This is a genomic window from Mesorhizobium australafricanum (genome assembly GCF_033977265.1).
Lineage (GTDB): Bacteria > Pseudomonadota > Alphaproteobacteria > Rhizobiales > Rhizobiaceae > Mesorhizobium > Mesorhizobium australafricanum.
Map to the genome: position 1 here is coordinate 447,720 of NZ_JAVIIT010000002.1, position 22,152 is coordinate 469,871.

General features: G+C 64.8%; 21 protein-coding genes. 14 read left to right on the forward strand and 7 right to left on the reverse strand.

The window, feature by feature from the left end:
- Positions 1-39 precede the first annotated feature (39 nt).
- On the forward strand, positions 40-492 hold the full coding sequence (locus tag RFM98_RS05575) for a GMC oxidoreductase (protein WP_320307896.1): 453 nt from the start codon (positions 40-42) through the stop codon (positions 490-492).
- A 99-nt stretch (positions 493-591) separates the two neighbouring features.
- On the opposite strand, the gene RFM98_RS05580 is transcribed toward RFM98_RS05575, so the two are convergent.
- Positions 592-1,338: an SDR family NAD(P)-dependent oxidoreductase gene (locus tag RFM98_RS05580; RefSeq protein ID WP_320307897.1), complete on the reverse strand. Its 747-nt coding sequence runs from the start codon at positions 1,336-1,338 to the stop codon at positions 592-594.
- Between the two features lie 116 nt (positions 1,339-1,454).
- Here RFM98_RS05580 and RFM98_RS05585 point away from each other — a divergent pair, with 116 nt between their 5' ends.
- Positions 1,455-2,345 (forward strand): LysR family transcriptional regulator, encoded by an 891-nt coding sequence (locus tag RFM98_RS05585; RefSeq protein WP_320307898.1) that lies wholly within the window; start codon positions 1,455-1,457, stop codon positions 2,343-2,345.
- Between the two features lie 47 nt (positions 2,346-2,392).
- Here the strand turns inward: RFM98_RS05585 and RFM98_RS05590 are convergent, their stop codons facing one another.
- Both RFM98_RS05590 and RFM98_RS05595 read right to left on the reverse strand, forming a co-directional pair.
- Complete coding sequence (locus tag RFM98_RS05590) at positions 2,393-3,883, reverse strand: aldehyde dehydrogenase (protein ID WP_320307899.1); 1,491 nt, start codon at positions 3,881-3,883, stop codon at positions 2,393-2,395.
- A 126-nt stretch (positions 3,884-4,009) separates the two neighbouring features.
- The gene (locus tag RFM98_RS05595; RefSeq protein WP_320307900.1) at positions 4,010-5,455 is read right to left on the reverse strand and encodes an APC family permease; all 1,446 of its coding nucleotides are present in this window, start codon (positions 5,453-5,455) and stop codon (positions 4,010-4,012) included.
- Positions 5,456-5,633: 178 nt separating this feature from the next.
- Between RFM98_RS05595 and RFM98_RS05600 the strand changes: the two genes are divergently transcribed.
- From RFM98_RS05600 to RFM98_RS05615, 4 genes are read left to right on the forward strand one after another with little or no spacing between them, the layout of a single operon-like run.
- Positions 5,634-6,404 (forward strand): IclR family transcriptional regulator, encoded by a 771-nt coding sequence (locus RFM98_RS05600; RefSeq protein ID WP_320307901.1) that lies wholly within the window; start codon positions 5,634-5,636, stop codon positions 6,402-6,404.
- A gap of 29 nt (positions 6,405-6,433) precedes the next feature.
- On the forward strand, positions 6,434-7,684 hold the full coding sequence (locus RFM98_RS05605; RefSeq protein ID WP_320307902.1) for a Tm-1-like ATP-binding domain-containing protein: 1,251 nt from the start codon (positions 6,434-6,436) through the stop codon (positions 7,682-7,684).
- Positions 7,681-8,346 carry an HAD family hydrolase gene (locus RFM98_RS05610; RefSeq protein WP_320307903.1) on the forward strand — a complete coding sequence of 222 codons (666 nt, stop codon included), beginning with the start codon at positions 7,681-7,683 and terminating at the stop codon, positions 8,344-8,346. The genes RFM98_RS05605 and RFM98_RS05610 overlap by 4 nt, the downstream gene beginning before the upstream one ends.
- A gap of 24 nt (positions 8,347-8,370) precedes the next feature.
- On the forward strand, positions 8,371-9,726 hold the full coding sequence (locus tag RFM98_RS05615; protein ID WP_320307904.1) for an aminotransferase class III-fold pyridoxal phosphate-dependent enzyme: 1,356 nt from the start codon (positions 8,371-8,373) through the stop codon (positions 9,724-9,726).
- Positions 9,727-9,827: 101 nt separating this feature from the next.
- Here RFM98_RS05615 and RFM98_RS05620 read toward each other — a convergent pair whose 3' ends face one another.
- A complete protein-coding gene (locus RFM98_RS05620; RefSeq protein WP_320307905.1) occupies positions 9,828-10,706 on the reverse strand; it encodes a helix-turn-helix domain-containing protein in 879 nt (292 codons plus the stop codon).
- 94 nt (positions 10,707-10,800) lie between these two features.
- On the opposite strand from RFM98_RS05620, the gene RFM98_RS05625 reads away from it, so the two are divergent.
- Together RFM98_RS05625 and RFM98_RS05630 are read left to right on the forward strand one after the other, a co-directional pair.
- Positions 10,801-12,345: a 4-hydroxyphenylacetate 3-hydroxylase family protein gene (locus RFM98_RS05625; RefSeq protein WP_320308144.1), complete on the forward strand. Its 1,545-nt coding sequence runs from the start codon at positions 10,801-10,803 to the stop codon at positions 12,343-12,345.
- Positions 12,346-12,370: 25 nt separating this feature from the next.
- Positions 12,371-12,880: a flavin reductase gene (locus RFM98_RS05630; protein ID WP_320307906.1), complete on the forward strand. Its 510-nt coding sequence runs from the start codon at positions 12,371-12,373 to the stop codon at positions 12,878-12,880.
- A 158-nt stretch (positions 12,881-13,038) separates the two neighbouring features.
- Here RFM98_RS05630 and hpaR read toward each other — a convergent pair whose 3' ends face one another.
- Positions 13,039-13,443 (reverse strand): homoprotocatechuate degradation operon regulator HpaR, encoded by a 405-nt coding sequence (hpaR, locus tag RFM98_RS05635; RefSeq protein ID WP_320307907.1) that lies wholly within the window; start codon positions 13,441-13,443, stop codon positions 13,039-13,041.
- A gap of 221 nt (positions 13,444-13,664) precedes the next feature.
- Between hpaR and RFM98_RS05640 the strand changes: the two genes are divergently transcribed.
- From RFM98_RS05640 to hpaH, 5 genes are all read left to right on the forward strand, one after another.
- Entirely contained in the window at positions 13,665-14,051 is a 387-nt protein-coding gene (locus tag RFM98_RS05640; protein ID WP_320307908.1) for a 5-carboxymethyl-2-hydroxymuconate Delta-isomerase, read from the forward strand.
- Between the two features lie 49 nt (positions 14,052-14,100).
- On the forward strand, positions 14,101-15,618 hold the full coding sequence (hpaE, locus tag RFM98_RS05645; protein WP_320307909.1) for a 5-carboxymethyl-2-hydroxymuconate semialdehyde dehydrogenase: 1,518 nt from the start codon (positions 14,101-14,103) through the stop codon (positions 15,616-15,618).
- 12 nt (positions 15,619-15,630) lie between these two features.
- Positions 15,631-16,611 carry a 3,4-dihydroxyphenylacetate 2,3-dioxygenase gene (hpaD, locus tag RFM98_RS05650; RefSeq protein ID WP_320307910.1) on the forward strand — a complete coding sequence of 327 codons (981 nt, stop codon included), beginning with the start codon at positions 15,631-15,633 and terminating at the stop codon, positions 16,609-16,611.
- A 251-nt stretch (positions 16,612-16,862) separates the two neighbouring features.
- Positions 16,863-17,738 carry a fumarylacetoacetate hydrolase family protein gene (locus tag RFM98_RS05655; RefSeq protein WP_320307911.1) on the forward strand — a complete coding sequence of 292 codons (876 nt, stop codon included), beginning with the start codon at positions 16,863-16,865 and terminating at the stop codon, positions 17,736-17,738.
- Positions 17,735-18,538 (forward strand): 2-oxo-hept-4-ene-1,7-dioate hydratase, encoded by an 804-nt coding sequence (hpaH, locus tag RFM98_RS05660; RefSeq protein WP_320307912.1) that lies wholly within the window; start codon positions 17,735-17,737, stop codon positions 18,536-18,538. Before RFM98_RS05655 ends, hpaH begins: the two co-directional genes overlap by 4 nt.
- Positions 18,539-18,762: 224 nt before the next feature.
- On the opposite strand, the gene RFM98_RS05665 is transcribed toward hpaH, so the two are convergent.
- Both RFM98_RS05665 and RFM98_RS05670 read right to left on the reverse strand, forming a co-directional pair.
- Positions 18,763-19,782 carry an isopenicillin N synthase family dioxygenase gene (locus RFM98_RS05665; protein ID WP_320307913.1) on the reverse strand — a complete coding sequence of 340 codons (1,020 nt, stop codon included), beginning with the start codon at positions 19,780-19,782 and terminating at the stop codon, positions 18,763-18,765.
- Positions 19,783-20,089: 307 nt separating this feature from the next.
- Complete coding sequence (locus RFM98_RS05670) at positions 20,090-20,779, reverse strand: SDR family NAD(P)-dependent oxidoreductase (protein ID WP_320307914.1); 690 nt, start codon at positions 20,777-20,779, stop codon at positions 20,090-20,092.
- 228 nt (positions 20,780-21,007) lie between these two features.
- Between RFM98_RS05670 and RFM98_RS05675 the strand changes: the two genes are divergently transcribed.
- On the forward strand, positions 21,008-22,123 hold the full coding sequence (locus RFM98_RS05675; protein ID WP_320307915.1) for an anhydro-N-acetylmuramic acid kinase: 1,116 nt from the start codon (positions 21,008-21,010) through the stop codon (positions 22,121-22,123).
- Positions 22,124-22,152: the final 29 nt, after the last annotated feature.

The following is a 22,152-nucleotide window of genomic DNA, read 5'->3' on the forward strand; positions in this document are numbered from 1 at the left end:
TTCTCAATCCCGCGAAAGACGGGAATTCTGAACCCGTGCGTGCTGCGGCCAAAGCCGCGCGGTTCGGTGCGGCTGCGCTCCGCCGATGCAAGCGCCCCGATCCGCTTCACCACCGGCTTCCTGTCACACGCCGACGATCTTGCCCTGTTGCTTGCCGACATGAAGGTCGCCCGTGCGATCCTGCGCCAGCCGGCGCTGCGCGAGGTCGTCCGCGAGGAGCTTTCGCCCGGCAAGGCCGATGACCTTGGCGACGAGGCAATAGTCGACCACATCATCCGCCACGCCAAGACCGTCTACCATCCCTGCGGTGCCTGCCGGATGGGAACGGACGACCGGGCGGTGGTCGACCCGCAGCTTCGCGTTCGCGGCGTACCGCGCCTGCGCATCGCGGATGCCTCGATCATGCCGCGCCTCACCAGCGGCAACGCCAACGCGCCGGCCATCATGATCGGCGACCGCTGCGCCGATTTTGTCCTGACGGATCCTAGGTAAGCTACGAAGCCGGCGCACCGCTTGTCGTCGGCAACGTAGGGACAAATGCAGCGGCGGGCGACCGTATCCTGCCGCTGCATCCTTGGACCATGACGCAGACTAGCGCTGTCCACCCGAGGCGGTGATGCGTTCGCCGGTCAGCCAGGCGGACTGGTCGGAAGCCAGGAACACCGCGACACGCGCAATGTCATCGGGCTGCCCTACCCGACCCATCGGCAGTGTCCCACCGATGTTTTTGGCGATTTCGCCGCCGATGCCCGCCACGGCGAGGCCTTCGGTCTCGGTCATGCCGGGGGCGATCGCGTTGACCCTGATCTTGCGCCCGGCAAGCTCATTGGCCAGGGCCCTGGTGATGGTGTCGACCGCGCTCTTGGACGCCGAATACACAACCGAACTCGGCACCGGATTGGCGCTCGATATCGTGCTCAGGTTGATCACGCTGCCGCCGTGACCATCGAAGGCCCTGACGGCTTCCTGCGTGGTCAAGAGGATGCTGAGCACATTGACGTCGAACTGGCGATGGAATTCGGCTTCAGTCACTTCCTCCAGCGACGCGAACCGGTATACGCCGGCGTTGTTGACGAGGATGGCGGGCGTGCCGAACGCAGCCTTGGTCTCGGCGAAAAGTCGCTTCACATCGGCGCTTTTGCTGACGTCGGCCTGGATCGCGACAGCCTTGCCGCCATCGCGCAAAATGTCGCCCACCACCTTGTCGGCATCGTCCTTGCTGGACGCGTAATTGACCACAACCGTTGCGCCGGCCCTGGCGAACTGCCGCGCGATCGCTGCGCCTATACCCTTCGAGGCGCCCGTCACGATCGCCACCTTGTCCTTCAACTCGTCCACGGTCTTTCTCCCTTAGTTGCTCGAACCACCGACAATCGGCGTGTTGACGGACAGGTAGATTATGCGTAGCGAAGCGAGTAGCGGGACAAGCGTCATATGATATATACGTCGACCGTATGAATGATCGGCTCCAGCAGCTCGCGATCTTCGTCCGCACGGTCGAGACCGGCAGCTTCTCCAGGGTGGCGCGAGAATTCGGGCTGTCCCAGCCTTCCGTGTCGCGCACGGTCGCGGCGCTGGAAGATCGGCTCGGCGTCAAGCTGCTCGCCAGGACCACGCGCCAGCTCTCATTGACGGATGCCGGCGAGGCGTTGCTGGCGCGGGCGCGCGACGCGCTTGCCGGAGTCGAGGAGGCTGAGAATGCCGCGCGCGGAGCGGACCGGCTGTCCGGCATGTTGCGCGTAGCCATGCCGCCGACATTCGGTGTCAGGCAGATCGTTCCGCTGCTGCCTGCGTTTCTCGAGATGCATCCGGATATCAGGATCGACCTGATGATGTCCGACCGCTACGAGAACCTGATCGCCGAAGGCGCCGACATGGCACTTCGCCTCGGCAGCCAGCCGGATTCCAGTTTCGTGACGCGCAAGCTCGCCGCGACCCGCCGCCTGTTCGTGGCTTCGCCCGCCTATCTCGCCCGCCGCGGCAGGCTTGAGAATCTTGCAGATCTTGGCCTCCACCACATCGTCGGAGGCCCGGGCGATGAGGGCGAGCAGAACTGGACCGCGCGCCGCAATGGCGTTGAGGAGATGCAGCGGGTCGAACCGCGGGTCCGCACCCACGCGGCCATCGGCGCTGTCACCTGCGCCAGCGTCGGCCTCGGCATCGCCATCGCTTCGGCCTGGATGTGCGCCGATGAACTGGCCTCCGGCAGACTGGTGGAGGTGCTTGCCGACTATCGGCTCGAACCGATGACGGCATACGCTGTCTTTCCCGACGGACGCCGCCTGCCGCAGAGGGCCCGCGCCTTCAGCGACTATTTGCAGCGGAGCCTGGTGAGCGACGCCTAGAGCGTTTCACCGTTTCACGGAAACGGTGAAACCCTCGACGGTCGAGGCTATCCGAGATTGATCCACGCCGTCTTGAGGTCGGTGTATTTCTCGATGGCATGCAGCGACTTGTCGCGGCCGAAGCCGGACTGCTTGAAGCCGCCGAGCGGCACCGTGATGTCGGCGCCGCCATAAGTGTTGACGTGGACGACGCCGGCGTTGATGGCACGCACCATGCGGTGCGCGGTCGACAGGTTCGAGGTCCACACGGCCGATGCAAGACCATAAACGGTCGCATTGGCGAGCCGCACCGCCTCTTCCTCGGTCTCGAAGCGCATGACGCCGAGAACCGGCCCGAACACTTCCTCGCGGGCGAGCTGCATCGTCTCGGTCACGTTCTCGAAAATGGTCGGCGCCATATAGCTGCCGCCGGTCTCCGTCAGGATCCGTTCGCCGCCGGTGACGAGACGGGCGCCCTCCTCCGAAGCTTTCGCGACGAAGCCGAGATTCTTGGTCAGTTGTTCGGCGCTCGACACCGCGCCGACGTCGGAGCCGAGATCGAGCGGGTCGCCGACCTTCAGCTTCGTGGTTGCTTTCAGAAGCTCGTCCATGAAGCGGTCGTAGACCGAGGCCTGGACCAGCAGCCGCGAGCCGGCGACGCAGACCTGTCCGGAATTGCGGAAGATGCCGTTGGCCGAGACGACCGCCGCCTGCTTCAAATTCGGCGCATCGGCAAAGACGATGTTGGGCGACTTGCCGCCAAGCTCGAGGAAGACGCGCTTGAGGTTCGAGCGCGCCGAGTATTCGAGCAGGCGGCGGCCGACCGGGCCGGAGCCGGTGAAGGCGATGGCGTCGATATCCATGTGCAGGCCGAGCGCCTCGCCGGCGACGGAGCCGCGGCCGGTGACGACGTTGAAGACGCCCTCCGGCAGCCCGGCCTCGGCGGCAAGCTCCGCCAGGCGCAGCAATGTGAGCGAGGCGATCTCCGGCGGCTTGACGACGATGGCGTTGCCGGCAGCGAGTGCCGGCGCGATCTTCCAGGCGCCGATCATCAGCGGGAAATTCCACGGCACGATGACGCCGACGACGCCGAGCGGCTCCTTGTGGACGAGACCGAGCACGTTGTCGGCCGTCGGCGCGATCTCGCCATAGACCTTGTCGATCGCCTCGGCGTAGTAGCGGATGGTGCCGGCGGCAGAGAGCGGCTCGGCCTTGTAGGCCATGCCGATTTCGGTGCCGTTGTCACGCACGCCGAGGACCGCCAGTTCCAGCGCGTGCTTTTCGACCAGCTCGGCGAATTTCAACAGCACCTTCTTGCGGAAGGCGGGTGCTGCGCACGACCAGGAGCCTTTGGCGAACGCCTTGCGCGCCGAAGCCACGGCGCGATCGACATCGGCGGCGCCACCATCGGCGATGCTGGCGAAGGGGAGGCCGTCGATCGGCGAGATCACCTCAAGGCTTGCGCCACTCTCGGCATCCGCGTGGGCGCCGTCGATGAACAGACGCCGCGCGCCGACCTCCGCCTTGCGCAGCGCGTCGATGGTGTCCTGGTTGATCATTGTCAGTCTGCTCCAAAGGCTACATGAAGTGTCGCCGGCGCGCGGAACTCCCAGCCGCTGCTTCCCACTGCGGTTAAGATGGGGCGGCGCGGACGCCGCCCCCTCTGTTCATCAATCACTTGTCCATCAATCGGTCAGCGGCTGGCCGAGCCGTTCGAAGGCGGTCGGGTCCCGGCCCTTCAAGGCTGCCGCCAGTAGCAGGCCGACCACGGCCGCGATCAGCACCAGCGCCGGCAGAAACACGCCGAGGAAGCCGCCGGCCCCCGACAGGCTGCCGAAATTGATGACGATCAGATAGATGATGATGACGAAGGCGATGAAGGTCAGCGCCGGCAGGATCGTGGTCTTCAGCCCGTTCTCCTGATTGGAGGGGTTGGCGCGGAAGTACATCACGACGGCGAGCGAGGCCACCGCCATCATGACGATGACGCCGAGCGTCGCAACGTTGGTCAACCAGGAAAACAGCGCCAGCACCGGGTCGAGGCCGAGCACCGCGAACAGCCCAACGACGAGGGCCGCGAGCACGGTCTGGATCACCGAGGCGACATGCGGGCTCTGATGCGCCGAATGCGTCACGCCGATCGACTGCGGCAGAAGTTTTTCGCGGCCGGCGACGTAGATGTAGCGGGCGACCGCGTTGTGGAAGGCCAGCACGCCGGCGAACAGGCTCGAGACGAAGAGGATGCTCATGGCGTGGGTGAGCGGCGTTCCGGCGTAGCGGTCGGACAGGCCGAACAGGAAGGTGGTCGGATCCTGCAAGGCCTGCAGCGACGGCAAGAGCTTGTCGACGCCGGCGCCGACCGCCATCAGCCAAGCGGTGATCATGTAGAACAGGCCGATGAGGATGACGGAGAAATAGGTCGCTCGCGGAATGGTGACCTTCGGGTCGCGCGCCTCCTCGGCATAGATCGTCGTCGCTTCGAAGCCGATGAAGGCTGCGAAGCAGAACAGGATGGCGATCGCCGGCGCGCCGCTGGTGATCTGGCTCCAGCTGAACGGTGCGGCCGACAGGCCGCTGTCGCCGCCGGTCTTGAGGATGGTAAGGTCGAGGATCAGCACGACGATGTATTCGGCAAGCACCAGCACCGTCAGGATCTTGGCTGACAGATCGACCTGGCGGTAGCCGAGCACGGCGACGATGGCGATGGCGATGAAGCTCCACACCCACCAGGGCAGGTTGATGCCCCAGCCGGCAAACAGGCCGGAAGTGGCCGCACCCAGCAGACCCATGACGCCGATCTGCATGGCGTTGTAGGAAAGGATCGCGATCAGCGCGACGGCGCCGCCGGCAAGGCCGCCGAGGCCGCGCGCGGCATAGGCGTAGAAGGCGCCGGCGTTGCCGATGTGGCGCGACATGGCGACATAGCCAACCGCGAACAGGAGCAGCAACAGCGTCACGATCAGATAGGTGCCGGCAAAGCCGGCGCCGTTGCCCATCAGCATTCCGAGCGGCGTGCCGCCGGCGACAGCCGTGAGCGGTGCTGCGGCCGAGATCACCATGAAGGTGATGGCGCCGACGCCAAGGCTGTTCTTCCTTAGCCGGTTCGCTGAACCGGCTTCAATGGTCGTCATTTTTCCCTCCATTCCGCTTAGCGGAAACCAAGTGTCCCTGAGATGCCGAGGGCCTTCTGAGAGGGCCGGTGTTCATTTCATTATTTGCAACGGCATTTCGATATTAGACTTGCAAAGGAATCAACTTGCTGTCAAGTTAATTCGCACGTTAAGTATCTGGAGGAGGAGCAGACACGGGATGAGCACGGTGGCCAAAGCCATTTCGCTGCTGGAGATGCTGGGCAGCGGCGCGCCCGAGGCGGCGCTTGCCGATGTTGCCAAGGCCGCCGGCTTCGACAAGGCGACGACGCGCCGGCTGCTGGTTTCGCTCATTGCCCAGGGTTTGGTCGAGCAGGACGAGACGACGCGCCTCTACCGGCTCGGAGCCGGCCTGACGCGGCTGGCGTTGATGCGCGAGGCGCAGTTCCCCTTCCTGCGCATGTCGGTGCCGGTGGTCGAGGCGCTGGCCGCCGAGACCGGCGAGACGGTGCATCTGTCGGAATATTCAAGGCGCGGCCTGATCACCGTTCATGTGGTCGAATCGCCCAAAGCCAACAGGGTCAGCGTGCCGCCCGGCGAAGTGCTGCCGATGCATGCGACGGCGTCGGGGATCGCCTTTCTGGCCTTCACCGAGGAGCGCATCCGCGAGACAATCCTGGCCGGACCGATGCCGGCCTTCACACCGTTCACCATCGGCAATGCGGCAACGCTTGCCGAGCATGTCACTGCTGCCCGCGCACGCGGTCATTCGACCGGCTCGCAGGGCTTCGAGGAAGGCGTCATGAGCGTCGCCGCGCCGATCCTCGGCGCCGATGGCTTCGCCATTGGCGCCATCGCGGTTGCGGCGCCCCGGGTGCGTATCAACAAGGGCGACATTGAGCACTATGGCGCCAGCGTCGCGATGGCGGCGCGCGACATCAGCGCGCGGCTTTTCGGGCGACAGAGCCCGCCCGGCCGCAAGCGCGCGTAACAACAACGACACCTTGCAGGGAGATTGACGTGGAGGAGAAACGCCGAATCCTGGTTATCGGCACCGGCGACACCAAGGCCGACGAGCTTCTGTTCATGCGCGAGCGCATCGAGGCCGTCGGCGGCGTCGCAGTGATGATGGACGTCAGCGTGCTTGGCGACCCGCCTTATAGACCGGAACACGACCGGCATGCCGTGGCTAAAGCCGCCGACACGACGATCGAGGCGATCATTGCCAGCGGTGACGAGAATTCGGCGATGACCTTGATGGCGCTCGGCGCCTCGCGGCTCGCGCGCTCGCTCTACGACAAGAGCGAGATCGAGGGCTTCATCGCCTTGGGCGGCTCGATGGGCACCGACCTTGCGCTCGATGTGGCGCTGGCGCTGCCGCTCGGCGTGCCGAAATTCGTCGTCTCGACGATCGCCTATTCGCATCTGGTACCGCCGGAGCGGATCGCCACCGACCTGATGATGATCTTGTGGGCGGGCGGCCTCTATGGTCTCAACAGCGCCTGCAAGGCGGTGCTGTCGCAGGCCAGCGGTGCTGTGGTGGGGGCCGCGCGGGCCGTCGTGAAACCCGACGAGTCCAGACCACGCATCGGCATGAGCTCGCTCGGCAAAAGCTGCCTGCAATATATGGTGACGCTGAAGCCGGAGCTGGAAAAGCGCGGCTATGAAGTCATCGTCTTCCACACCACGGGCATGGGCGGGCGGGCGCTGGAGGCGATCGCGGCACAGAAGGGTTTCGTCGCGGTGCTGGATTTCAGCCTGCAGGAACTCGCCAACCAGCTCACCGGCTCGGTGGTGAATTCAGGCACCGACCGGCTGGAGAATGCCGGCCGGCAGGGCATTCCGCAGATCGTCGCGCCCGGCGCCATCGACATGGTCGATTTCCCGACCTGGCAGGCGGTGCCGTCGCGCTTCACCGAGCGGCCCTATCACGCGCACAACCGACTGCTTGCTTCGGTCACCTCCGACGGCGCGACACGCCAGGAGATCGCGCGCGCCATCGGCGAGAAGCTCGCCGCGGCGACCGGTCCGACGGCCTTCATCCTGCCGGCCGGCGGTATCCAGCAATGGGACCAGGAAGGCGAGCCGCTCTACGAACCGGAAGCGCTCGCGGCGTTTGTCGAAGAGATGCGAGCGCGCGTGCCGCAGAATGCCGAGCTGCATGAGATTGCCGGCCACATCAACGACGCCGCCTTCAGCGCCAAGGCGCTGGAGATCTTCGATCGCTGGGTGGCCGAAGGCATCGTGCCGCCCGGCAGGCGGGCGGCATGAGCAAGGCAAAGCCGCAGGCGCTGGTGCTCGACTTCGGCGGCGTCGTCACCCGCACGCTGTTCGAGACGCATGCGCTGACCGAGGAGGCGCTTGGGCTCAGGCCCGGCACGCTCGACTGGCGCGGACCGTTCGATCCGGCCTCCGATGCGCTATGGCGCTCGATGCAGGCCGACGAGATCAGTGAGCGCGACTATTGGAAGACGCGCACGCGCGAAGTTGGCCAGTTGGTCGGCGAGGACTGGCAGGACATGTCGACCTTCGTGCAGCGGGCGCGCGGCGCCGATCCGCAAGCGGTGGTGCGGCCCGAGGCCGAGCGAGCGATCCGCATCGCGCATGAGGCCGGCGTGCGGCTCGCCATCCTCTCCAACGAGCTCGACCTGTTCTACGGAAAGTCCTTCCGCGAGCGGCTGCCGCTGCTTTCGCTGTTCGAGACGATCGTCGACGCGACTTATACCAAGGTCCTCAAGCCCGATCCCCGCGCTTATGCGATGGTCGGCGAGGCGTTGGAGTTGCCGCTTTCGTCCTGCGTCTTCGTCGACGACCAGACGCGCAATGTCGACGGCGCGATCGCCGCCGGCATGCTTGCCGTTCATTTCGACGTAGCCTGCCCGGCGCAAAGCTATGCCGAGGCGCTGGGCCATTTCGGCCTGTCGCTCTCATAATCGGAAAAACCGGAGTCCCTCCCGATGCGTGACATCAACTTCCTCACCGAGAACAACGCCAAGCCGATCTGGCATCCGATGGCGCATCCGGCCGAAATGCGCGCGAGCCCGCCGAAGATCATCATGAAGGGCGAAGGCGTTTCGGTGACCGATGCCGAGGGGCGCACCGTGCTCGATGCGGTCGGCGGGTTGTGGAACGTCAACCTCGGCTACAGCTGCGATCCGATCAAGAAGGCGATGATGGCCCAACTCGACGTCCTGCCCTATTATTCCGGCTTTCGCGGCACCTCGACCGGACCGTCGATCGAGCTCGCCTATGAGCTGACCGAATGGTTCGCGCCGGAAGGCATGGTGCGCGCCTTCTTCACCTCCGGCGGCTCGGACTCGGTCGAGACGGCGCTGAGGCTCGCCAGGCAATACTGGAAGATCCGCGGCCAGGGCGACCGAACGAAATTCCTTGCGCTGAAGAAGGGCTATCACGGCACGCATTTCGGCGGCGCCTCGGTCAACGGCAACGCCAATTTCCGCCGTAACTACGAGCCGTTGCTGCCCGGCGTCTTCCACACCCCGGCGCCCATGACCTATCGCAATCCTTTCGACGAGACCGATCCGGTGAAGCTGGCGAAGCTCTGCACCCGGGCGATCGAGGAAGAGATCGCCTTCCAGGGCGCCGACACGATCGCCGCCTTCATCATGGAGCCGGTGCTCGGCGCCGGCGGCGTCATCGTCCCGCATGAGAGCTTCATGCCGATGGTGCGGGCGATCTGCGACCGCCACGACATCCTGTTGATCGCCGACGAGGTGGTGACCGGCTTCGGCCGCACCGGCGCCTGGTCGGGCTCGCGGCTCTCCGGCACGAAGCCGGATTTCATGACCATCGCCAAGGCAATCACCTCCGGCTACTTCCCGCTCGGCGCGACGCTGATCGGCGCCAAGGTGGCCGACGCCTTCGAGGCCGACAAGACCAGCTTCGGCTCGATCGGCCATGGCTACACCTATTCGGGCCACCCCGTCGGCTGCGCGGCCGGGCTTGCAGCGCTCGCCGAAACCAGGCGGCTTGCCGTCAACGAGAACGCGGCCGCGCGCGGCGTCGAGCTCGGCCAGGCGCTGGAGGCACTGAAGGCCAAGCACCAATTGGTCGGCGATGTCCGTTACCAGGGCCTGATGGCGGCGCTCGAGCTGGTCTCGGATCGCTCGGCCAAGAAGCCGGTCGACAAGAAGACGATGGCGACGGTCGCGGACGGTGCCTATGGCGCTGGCGTCATGCTGCGTGTCTCCGGCAACAACATTATCCTGTCGCCGCCGCTCATCATCACGGCCGCCGACGTTGCGAAGATTGCCGAGGGGTTGGATGCGGGGTTGGCGGCTGCTGCAGCCTAGGGAATAGGGATTAGGCAGTAGGCAATAGGCAATAGGCAATAGGGTAAGGAAAGAAAGCCCTACTGCCTACTGCCTACTGCCTACTGCCTACTGCCTACTGCCTACTGCCTACTGCCTCCTTCCAGCCGCTTTTTCCGCCACATCGCCGGCGCCACCCCAACCGCCTGCCGGAAGAAACGCGAGAAATAGGCGGGATCGTTGAAGCCGGTTTCGTAGGCGATGTCCTCGACCGTGCGGATGGTGAAGAGCAGCAGGCGCTTGGCCTCGACCAGGCGCCTTTCAGCGATCGCCTGGCGCACGCCGGAACCCAGAACCTGATGCGCCGCCTTGTCGAGCAGGTGCCTGGTGGCACCGAGTTCCTCGACATAGCGCTCGACCGGCCAGTCGTCGCGAAAGTGGCGGTCGATCAGCCGCCTGAGCCGACCGCCCAGAGCCACGGCTGCTGGCACCGTGACCGCATGCGATTGCACGTCGAGGCGGGCGATGAGCGACAATGCCACCGCGATCAGCGGCGGCAGGATTTTTTCCGCGCCGGCCTGAGCCTCGGCATATTCGGCCTGGATCATCCTGACCGTGTCGCCCAGCCTTTGCCAAAGCCCTGTATCGCCGTGCGCGGTGATGAAAACCGGTTGGTCGAGCGGCAGCGCCGAATGTTCCGCGATTGCCGCAAGCGCGGCGTCCGCTACCGAGACGACGATCGCGTCGGTGCCCGGCTCGATGTCGAACCCATGCACCACGCCGCTCGGCATGAAGCTCACCGTCGGCGCCGAAAAACTCCAGGTCTTGTCCTCGATCCGATAGAGGCCCTGCCCGTTCGTCCAAAACGTGATCTGCGCCATTTGCGGGTGTTTGTGCGCCAGAACCTGGCCACGATGCACGGAAGCGCGGGCCTGCACGGTCTCGACATGTAGGAAGCCGACGTCGAGCGCCCGCGCAGGCTCGCCATAGACGAAGAATTCCGGGATGGCGGTCTGGTTCATTGTCGGCCGCAAAAAGTCCAAATGGTTTTATGCTTTTGTCCATAAACCTTTGTGGCTGCCGGCGCTATCGTTAACGCGTTAAGGGAGGATCATGATGCGATCGGAAGAATTCCGGGCCGACAAGTCGCGGCCGTTCACGGGTGACGAATATCTGGCGAGCCTGCGCGACGGGCGCGAGGTCTATATCAACGGCGAACGCGTGGCGGACGTCACCAGCCATCCGGCGATGCGCAATTCGGTGCGCTCGCTGGCTCGCCTCTACGACGCGCTGCACGACCCGGCTCAGCAAGCAGTCCTTACCTCACCCACGGACACCGGCTCCGGCGGCTTCACGCACAAATACTTTCGCGTTGCGCACTCGCCGGCCGAGCTTGCCGCGCAGCAAGGAGCGATCGCGCATTGGGCGCGCATGACTTATGGCTGGATGGGCCGCACCGCCGACTACAAGGCGGCGCTGATGAACACGCTCGGCGCAAATGCCGAGTGGTACGGGCCGTTCAAGGACAATGCGCGCGCCTGGCATAAGCGGGCGCAGGAAGCGGTCCTGTTCATGAACCACGCCATCGTCAACCCGCCGATCGACCGCCACAAACCGGCCGAGCAGGTGAAGGATGTGTTCGTGCACATCACCAAGGAGAACGATGCCGGCATCTGGGTGTCGGGCGCCAAGGTGGTGGCGACATCGTCAGCGCTCACCCATTACAATTTCCTGGCACAGAGCTCGGCGACGGTGACCGAGGATCCGTCGCTGTCGGTCATGTTCATCGTGCCGATGAATGCGCCCGGCATAAAGATGTTCTGCCGCGTCTCCTACGAGCAGACGGCGAACACCGTCGGCCATCCCTTCGACTATCCGCTGTCGTCGCGCTTCGACGAGAACGACGCGATCCTGGTTCTCGACAACGTCTTCATCCCCTGGGAGGACGTGCTGGTGCTGCGCGACGCGCAGAAGATCCTGTCCTTTCATCCGGCGTCGGGATTCATGCATGGCTACTGCTTCCAGGGCTGCACGCGCTTTGCCGTCAAGCTCGATTTCCTCGCCGGCCTGCTCGCCAAGGCGTTGCGCGCGACAGGCGGCGACGCCTTCCGCGGCAACCAGGCCGCGCTCGGCGAGGTGATTGCACTGCGCCACATGTTCTGGAGCTTCTCCAACGCAATGGCGCACAATCCGATCCCTTGGGCGAACGGCGCGGTGCTGCCCAATCTTGAGGCCGCACTTGCGTACCGGACCTTCATGTCGGAGGCCTATCCGCGCGTCATCGACACGGTGCGCCGCGTGATCGCCTCGGGCCTGATCTACCTGCCCTCCTCGGCGCGCGACTTCGACAATCCAGAGATCGACCGCTACCTCGCGCAATATGTGCGCGGCTCGAACGACATGGGCCATGTCGAACGCATCAAGATCATGAAGCTGTTGTGGGACGCGACCGGCACCGAATTCGGCGGGCGCCATGCACTCTATGAGCTCAACTATGCCGGCGCGCCGGAAGAGGTGCGGTTGCAGGTGCTGAAGGGCGCCGAGCGCGGCGGGCGACTGAAGCAGATGGAGGCGCTCGTCGACCAATGCATGGCCGACTATGACGAGAAGGGCTGGACCGGCGACACCTGGCTACCGCCGCTGTCGGCCCAGGCCAACTGACGGGGGGCCGGCCATGGAAGCGGCCATGACGACACAAGTCGCGAGGCTGGAATTCCGCGAGGCGATGGCGCGGGTCTGCGCCCCGGTCAACATCGTCACCACCGACGGTCCTGCGGGGCGCGGCGGCTTCACCGCCACCGCCATGTGCAGCGTCTCCGACGACCCGCCGACGCTGCTAGTGTGCATGAACGAGCGTTCGGCGCAGACCGGCATGTTCCTCGCCAACCAGCGTTTCTGCGTCAACGTGCTGACCCAGTCGCATATGCATCTGGCGGCAAAGTTCGCCGGCACGATCCGCGACATGGCGGAACGCTACAATGCGGCGCGCTGGCAGACCATGCCGTCAGGCATGCCGGCGCTGCTCGACGCGATCGTCAGCTTCGATTGCGAGATCGGCGCGGTGAACAAGGTCGGCACGCACAACGTGATGTTCGGCCGCATCGTCGACATCCGCCACGGCAGCGACGAGGCGGCGCTGCTCTATGTCGGGCGCAACTACATGCAGCCGAGCGCGCTGGGGAGTTTCGGTGGGTGAGCACTTTCCCTTCTCCCCTTGTGGGAGAAGGTGTCGCCGAAGGCGACGGATGAGGGGTGCTCCAGCGGAGTGAGACGCTGGCGTTCCCTGGAACACCCCTCATCCGTCTCGGCGCTGCGCGCCGATCCACCTTCTCCCACAAGGGGAGAAGGGAGATCCTAGCCCTCCGTCGACTCCGACTGGATCAAGCCGTCCAGCATATCCAGCAACCGCTCATGCTCCGCGGCGCCATAACGCTTCTCGATCGCCTCGTAGATGGCGGTGCGCTCGGGCGCCAGCTCTTCGATCAGCGCCACGCCGGTAGGGCTGATGGCGAGCAGCGCGCGGCGGCCGTCATCTTTGACCTTGTTGCGAGATATGAATTCACGCTCCTCCAGCGCCTTGATGATGCGGGTGAGGCTCGGCGGCAGGATCGAGGCGCGGTTGGCGAGCTCGGTCGCTTCCAGCGGTCCGGTTTCGGCAAGCACGCGCAGCACGCGCCATTGCTGCTCGGTGATGTCGTGGCGGGCAAGCATCGGCCGGAAATGCGCCATGATCACTTCGCGGGCACGAAGCAGAGCCATCGGCAAAGAGCGGCGGGTGCTGGGCGGTAGCAAATCAGGTCTCCGAAAAATCCAATCCAGTACGAGTCGCGGTAAATATTAACAGCCGGATCGCAGCTATATCCGCGATTTTTCCGAGACCGGCAATCCCACTGCCGGAAGCTGCGCCCGCATAGAGAACGACGCTTGACATTCGGTCGTCAAGATGTAATTCACATGTTAACTACAAGGTGGAGGAACCCTTGCCCCATATGTCGATCGAATATTCGGCGAATCTCGACCCAAAAGTCGACATGGGTGAGCTCTGCGCGCTGGTCTCGCGCGCCATCCTCGATACCGGCCTGTTCGAACCGGGCGCGGTCAGGGTGCGCGCCTTCCGCGCCGAGGCCTATGCGATCGCCGACCGGCTGCCCGAGAACGGTTTCCTCGACATGAATTTCCGCATTGGCAAGGGCCGCGGCGAAGAGGAGAAGAAAAGCGCCGGCGAGGCGATCTTCGCCGAGGTCGCCGACCATCTTTCATCGCTGTTCGCCACGCCGCATTTCGCGCTGTCGCTGGAGATCCGCGAAATCGACGCCGAGCTAAGCTGGAAAAAGAACGCCATCCATCCGCGCTTGCGAGGCAAGTGAGCATCGCGGCAAGGAACCGGGCGCGACAAGCAATCAACAGGAAGAACCCATGGCGGCATTGGACGACAATCTGAAGAAAGTCGAGGCCTATCTCGAGCGCTTCCGCAAGCACGGCGTGCTCAACCAGATCTGCGGCGAGGCGGTGCCCTCCGCCGACGGTTCGACATATGAGACGATCTCGCCGATCGACCTCAAGCCGCTCGCGACTGTGGCGCGCGGCAAAGCGGCCGATATCGACCGCGCCGCCAAGGCGGCAAAGGCCGCGTTCAAGGACTGGGCGGCGATCTCCGGTGAAGCCCGCAAGAAGCTGCTGCACAAAATTGCCGACGCCATCGTGGCGCGGGCCGAAGAAATCGCCTTCATCGAATGCATGGACACCGGCCAGTCGCTGAAATTCATGGCCAAGGCAGCACTGCGCGGCGCCGAGAACTTTCGCTTCTATGCCGACCGCGCGCCGGAAGCGCGTGACGGCCGTTCGCTCAGGGCGCCGAACCAGCTCAATCTGACGACGCGCGTGCCGATCGGCCCGGTCGGCGTGATCACGCCGTGGAACACGCCCTTCATGCTGTCGACCTGGAAGATCGCGCCGGCTCTGGCCGCCGGCTGCACGGTGGTACACAAGCCGGCGGAATTGTCGCCGCTCACCGCCCGGCTGCTGGTCGAGATCGCCGAGGAAGCCGGTCTGCCGAAGGGGGTTTGGAACCTCGTCAACGGGTTTGGCGAGGATGCCGGCCGGGCGCTGACAGAGCACCCCGACATCAAGGCGATCGGCTTTGTCGGCGAAAGCCGCACCGGCTCGATGATCATGCGCCAAGGCGCTGAAACGCTGAAGCGCGTGCATTTCGAGCTCGGCGGCAAGAACCCGGTCATCGTCTTCGCCGACGCCGACCTGGAGCGGGCCGCGGACGCCGCCGTCTTCATGATCTATTCCCTGAACGGCGAGCGCTGCACCTCGTCGTCTCGCCTGCTGGTCGAGGCCTCGATCCACGACAAGTTCACCGATCTGGTGGCGGAGAAGGCCAGGCGCATCAGGATCGGCCACCCGCTCGATCCGGACACCGTGGTCGGGCCGTTGATCCATCCCGTACACGAAGAAAAAGTGCTCTCCTATATCGAGATCGGCAAATCGGAAGGCGCGGTGATCGCCGCCGGCGGCAGCAAGTTCGCCGGCCCGGGCGGCGGCTGCTATGTCAGCCCGACGCTGTTTACCGGCGCCACCAACAAGATGCGCATCGCCCAGGAGGAAATCTTCGGTCCGGTGCTGACCGCGATCCCGTTCAAGGACGAAGCCGAGGCGCTGGCGCTGGCCAACGACACGCAGTACGGCCTCACCGGCTATCTATGGACCTCCGACGTCACCCGCGCGCTGCGCTTCACCGACGCGCTGGATGCCGGCATGATCTGGGTCAACTCGGAGAATGTGCGCCACCTGACGACGCCGTTCGGCGGCGTCAAGAGCTCGGGCATCGGCCGCGACGGCGGCGACTGGTCGTTCGACTTCTACATGGAAACCAAGAACATCGCGTTCGCCACGGCGCCGCATTCGATCCAGAAGCTCGGCGGCTGACCGGAGACATCAATGGCCCTGCCCCAACCCAACCTCTACCCAGCCTTCAACATCGTGCGGCTCTCCCATGTCGAGCTCGCCGTCACCGACCTGGCGAAATCCCGCGCCTTCTATGTCGACACGCTCGGCCTGCAGGTGACCGACGAGACCAGCGGCGCGATCTATCTGCGCGCCTTGGAGGAACGCGGCCATCACTGCATCGTGCTGCGCAAGGCGACGACACCTGAAGCGCGCGACCTCGGCTTCAAGGTCTTCTCCGACGAGGATCTCGACAAGGCCGCGCATTTCTTCAAAGCCAAAGGCCAGCCGGTTGAATGGGTGGAGCGGCCGTACCAGTCGCGCACCTTCCGCACCCGCGACCCGCACGGCATCCCGCTCGAATTCTATTCGAAGATGGAGCGGCTGCCGCCGATCCATCAGAAATACGCGCTGTACAAGGGCGTGAAGCCGCTGCGCATCGACCACTTCAACTGCTTCTCGCCCAACGTCGATGAATCGGTGGCCTTCTACAATGAGCTCGGCTTCCGCGTGACCGAATACACAGAGGACGCCGAGACCGGGAAGCTGTGGGCCGCCTGGACGCATCGCAAGGGCGGCGTGCACGACATCGCCTTCACCAACGGCTTCGGCCCGCGGCTGCACCATGTCGCCTTCTGGGTGCCGACGCCACTCAACATCATCGACCTGCTCGACCTGATGGCGACCACCGGCTGGCTGCCGAATATCGAACGCGGCCCCGGCCGGCACGGCATCTCCAATGCCTTCTTCCTCTATATCCGCGACCCCGACAATCATCGCATCGAGATCTATTGCTCGGACTACCAGACGGTCGATCCGGACCTGGAGCCGATCAAGTGGGATTTGAAGGATCCGCAGCGCCAGACGCTGTGGGGCGCGCCGGCGCCGAAAAGCTGGTTCGAGGAAGGCAGCGTGTTCGCGGGCGTTGAACCGCGCAAGTCCGATCTGGCGGCTTCGCCGATCGTGGCGCCTTGACGGGCTATTGGGAGATGTTCGCGTTCTACGGCGCCCCCCTCTGTCCTGCCGGACATCTCCCCCTCAAGGGGGGAGATTGGCTGTCATCTTCGCCTTCGCCAATTTTCAACGCCGCAAGAAAAGCGCCGGCCGCAAGTTCTGCTGATCTCCCCCCAAGAGGGGGAGATGTCCGGCAGGACAGAGGGGGGCGCGGGGCGCCGTAGAGCTCGACGCTACCGGTTAGCCAACAGAATCGACTCCGGAGCATCAGCATGAGCGCGGCACGCCTCGCTACCTTCACCATCGGCGGCAAGACGCGCTACGGCGCGATCACCGATAAGGGCGTCGTCGACCTCTCGGCGCGCCACCGGGAATGGCCGACGCTGCGCGAGGTGATCGAGGCCGGCGCGCTCGGCAAACTCGCCGAGGAAGCCGAAGGCCTCGCCGCCGATTTCAGCGTCGAGGACATCACTTACGAAATCCCTGTCCCCTCCCCGGAAAAGATCATCTGCGTCGGCGTCAACTATCCGGACCGCAACGAGGAGTACAAGGACGGGCAGGCGGCGCCCTCGAACCCATCGCTGTTCATCCGCTTCCCGCGCTCCTTCGTCGGCCATGGCGCGCCCCTGGTGCGGCCGCCGGAATCGCCGCAGCTCGACTATGAGGGCGAGATCGTCATTGTCATCGGCAAGGGAGGACGACGGATCGCGGAAGCCGATGCGCTCAGCCATATCGCGGCGCTGTCGTTGTGCAACGAAGGCACGATCCGCGACTGGGTGCGCCACGCCAGGTTCAACGTCACCCAGGGCAAGAATTTCGACCGCACAGGTTCCATCGGGCCGTGGCTGGTGCCGTTCACCGACGAGGCGCAGATCGGCGACATCGCGCTGACCACGCGCGTGAACGGTGAACTCCGCCAACAGGATCGCACCGGCCGCATGATCTTTTCGTTCCGCAAGATCATCAACTACATCTCGACCTTCACCACGCTCGTGCCGGGCGACGTCATCGTTACCGGCACGCCGACGGGCGCCGGCGCCCGCTTCGACCCGCCGGTCTGGCTGAAACCCGGCGATGTGATCGAGGTCGAGGCCGACGGCATCGGGCTGCTCCGCAACGGCGTCGTCGACGAAGGAGCCGGTCGATGATGACGGAAAGCCAAGTCGAGGAGGCCGCCCGCCGGTTGTTCGAAGCCGAGCGCGACCGTCGCCAGATCAGGCTGCTCAGCCTCGATTTTCCTGAAGCGACGATGGACGATGCCTATCGCGTACAGGCGGCGCTGGTGAAGCGAAAGGTCGCTTCCGGCCTCACGATCAAGGGCTGGAAGATCGGCCTGACCTCGAAGGCGATGCAGTCGGCGCTCAGCATCGACATCCCGGATTCCGGCATCCTGTTCGACGACATGTTCTTCGAGGATGGCGGCACGGTGCCGGCCGATCGTTTCATCCAGCCGCGCATCGAGGCCGAGATCGCCTTCGTCATGAAGGCGCCTTTAGCCGGTCCGGACATTTCGATCGACGATGTGCTCGACGCCACCGATCACATCACCCCGGCGCTCGAAATCCTCGACACCCGCATCGAGCGGGTGAACAAGGAGACCGGCAAGATCCGGACCTTCTTCGACACGATCTCGGACAATGCCGCCAATGCCGGCATCGTCGTCGGCGGCCGTTCGGCAGGGCCGCGCGAGGCGGATCTGCGCTGGATGGGCGCCATCGTGTCGCGCAATGGCGAGGTCGAGGAAACGGGGCTTGGCGCCGGCGTGCTCGATCATCCGGCGAAAGGCATCGTCTGGCTCGCCAACCGGCTGCATCAATACGACATGCGCATCGAGGCCGGCCAGGTCGTGCTGTCGGGCTCCTTCATCCGGCCGGTCGAATGCCGGCATGGGGACCGGATCGTTTCGGATTTCGGCCCCTATGGATCGATCCGCATAGCCTTCGCCTGATTGGCGCATTTTCACAGCACGGCGAAAGAAAAAAGGCCGGGCGCGAAAGCGGCCCGGCCAAGAATGAAGGTCATAACCTTCAGAGGGGAACATCGCCCGGCGCAATGGGAGGAAAACACCGAGCGATAGTCGTTATCTGGGGCCTCACCGGGGTATTTTCCAAGAACGGAATTCCAAAAAAGATCGGAGTCGCGAAAAAGTCTCGCTCGAATAAGGCAAAATCGTCAGCCGGCAGCCGACGCTTTTTCCAGAAGATCGGCATAATGCCGCCGCGCCACGTCGGGATGCGACCTCAACCGGCTTTTCAGCACGTTGGTTCCGACATTGCGGAACAGCGGATTGTCTGGATCGCTGGCCGGACCGCGCGCTTCGGCCGCCAGTTCCTGCGGCAGGTCGAGCAGCGGGATCGTCGCGTCGAGCCGTGCACTGAAGAAGAAGGGAACCGAAATGCGCTCGACGCCGGCCGGCGGCGTGATCACGCGGTGCACGGTCGCCCTGAGATAGCCGTTCGAGGCCAGTTCCAGGAGCTCGCCGATGTTGACGACGAGCGTTTGCGGGATCGGATCCACATCGACCCAGCTGCCGTCATACTCGACCTGCAGGCCCTTGTTCTCGTCCTGCAGAAGAAGGGTGAGAAAGCCGCCATCCTTATGCGCGCCGACGCCCTGGTCGTCTCCGGTAACATCGCGGCCGGGATAGCGCACGATCTTCATGCGGTGGTTGGGCTCACCGCGATAGATCGGATCGAAAGCGTCCTCCGGCTGGTCGAGCGAAAGCGCGAAGGCCTTTAGCAGTCGGATCGACACCTCCGTCGCCTTGGCCTGCCAGGCAAGCAGGGCCGGCTTGAGATCGGGAAGTGCGGCTGGCCACTGGTTCGGACCCTGCAGCCGTGTCCAGGCCGGCACGCCCGTCGCTTGCGAAATGGTCGTGCGCTCGACACCGATGTCCAACTGCTCGCGCCAGTCGGCCTTGCCTCTGGTCAGCTCGCCGCCGGCGCGCGTATAGCCGCGAAATTGCGGCGATTTCACCATTTCGATGGCGAGCTTGTCGGCTTCCGGCAAGGCAAAGAAGCGGCGCGCCGCGTCGAGCACCGCATCGATTTCCGGCTGGGTAATGCCATGGCCGGTGAGATAGAAGAAGCCGACATCGCGCGCCGCCGTTCGTAGATCGAACAAGAAAGTCCGCAGTTCCGACGGCCCCTGCTCCAAGCGGGCGAGATCGAGCACCGGGATTATTCTGGGCATGGACAGGCTCCTCTTGGCGGAACTGTTTGTTTTCGCAATTCCGGACGGAAAACCGCCGCTCACTTTTCCTGGAATTGCTCTGGCGGCCCCACCGGACGATGACACGCGCGTCATTGCCGGTGAAGAAACGCACCGACCAATCTCATTGCGAACGGAGCAAGCCGGCGCTCAATTCCCGGCTTTTGCGGCAAATTGCGTTCACGTCCGATCGCTTTTTCTCTCGGAGCGACTGCGGAAAATACTCTCTCAAAGATTCTATCACTTGGAGCGCGCCGATCGCCGTCGTGTCGCCGGCACGGCCGAAGTCTCAAAACGTCTCGACCCAGGGCCTGAGTTCGACCTCGAAGCTCCAGGCGCTGCGATGCTGGCGATGGACGGCGAGATAGGTCTCGGCGATCGCGTCGGGCGAGAGCCGGCGGTCCGGCCGGTCGGGCTCGGGCGCCTGTCCGGCCGGCTCGATCTGGCCGTCGATGATGAAATGCGCGACATGGATGTTCTTCGGGCCGAGCTCGCGCGCCATCGACTGCGCCAGCCCACGCAGGCCGAATTTCGGCATGGCAAAACCGGCGGAACCGGAAAAGCCCTTGAGGCTTGCGCTGGCGCCGGTGAACAGGATCGAGCCGGAACCACGTGCAAGAAGCCGGCGTGCCGCCTGCTGGCCGATCAGGAAGCCGCCATAGGCGCCGACAAGCAGGGCTTGCTTGACCGCCTCGGGATCGAGCTCGGCGATGGGGCCGCGCGTGCGGCCGCTGGCGTTGAAGACGGCAATTTCGAGCGGGCCTGCCTTGTCGGCCGCCTCAAACAGCCGCTCGACGGAGGCCGTGTCCGACACGTCGGCCTCCACAGCCTGCGCGCCGGTTTCCTTGACCAGCGCCGCCAATTTGTCGACGTTGCGCGCGGCGAGGACGACGCGGAAACCTTCCCTGCCGAGAAGCCGTGCCAATGAAGCGCTGAGCCCCTGCCCCGCGCCTGCGATGACCGCAACGTTGGCTGCCATGTCGTGTCCTCCTTGCGAAAATCCATCCGGACAGTCGGCCCGCCGGTGTTCTTTGTCCGCAGCCTCGCGCCTTCTTGGCCGGGAGGCAAGAACGGCGTTGCTCCGTTTTCACCATTCGACGCAAAAAGCCGCCGGTCCATGCGGCGGCCTGCTTGGGTGCAGCGAGACACTTGCCTGACGAGCCGATCCGTCCGACACGTGATTTGAACGGCGATTCGAGGAACGACCATGGAACCAATCTGGGCCGTCGGCCTGATGACCGGCACGGTGCTCGACGGCAACATCGACGTGGCGCTGATCAAGACGGATGGCGAGCGCATCGCCGACACCGGCACCTATACTCTGGCCCCCTATCCGCAATCGATCCGCACCCTGCTCGAAGAAACGCTGCGCCAGGCGCGCGCCTGGAATTTCGAGGGACCGGAACCGGCGATTTTTCGCCAAGCCGAAGAGGCGCTGACGCGGGCGCAGTCGGCGGCGGTCAGGGACCTGGTCGAGAGCCAGGGCATGTCCATGACCGATATCGGCGTCGTCGGCTTTCATGGCCAGACAGTGCTGCATCGCGCGCCACAGCCGGGCCGGATCGGCCGCACGCGCCAGCTCGGCGACGGCGAGCTGATGGCCTCGCTGCTCGGCACCAAGATCGCCTATGATTTCCGCACTGCCGATGTCGCGGCCGGCGGCCAGGGCGCGCCTCTGGCTGCCGCCTATCATGCGGCGCTGCTCAAGGAGGCGGATGCCAGCGGCGACACCGCCGTGCTCAATCTCGGTGGCGTCGGCAACATCACCTGGTGGGACGGCAAGGACAATATCGTCGCCTTCGACACCGGGCCGGCCAATGCCCCGGTCAATGATTTCATCAAGGCGAAAGGCCTCGGCGAGATGGACCGCGACGGCAGACTGGCTGCCGCAGGCAAGGTCGATGAGGAACGGCTCGCCAGGCTGCTGCAGCATCCGTATCTGACAAAGCCCTATCCGAAGTCGCTCGACCGCTTCGACTTCACCGCGGCGATGGCCGAGGGACTCGGCGCGGAGGATGGCGCGGCGACGCTGACGGCCTTCATCGTTTCCGCTGTCGGCAAGGCGCTCGACCTGTTGCCGCGCCGGCCGAAGCGGCTGGCGGTCAGCGGCGGCGGCCGCCACAATCCGACGATGATGGCAATGCTGGAGAGCCGCGCGGGCGTCGAGGTCGTGCAGGCCGAAGCGCTCGGCTGGAAGGGCGACGCTGTCGAAGCGGAGTGCTTCGCCTTCCTCGCCGTGCGCGTGCTGCGCGGCCTGCCGATCAGCTTTCCAAGCACCACCGGCGCGCCCGAGCCGATGCGTGGCGGAAAACTCGCGGGCTGATCAGATCGCGCATGTCGCCCTTCCAAAAC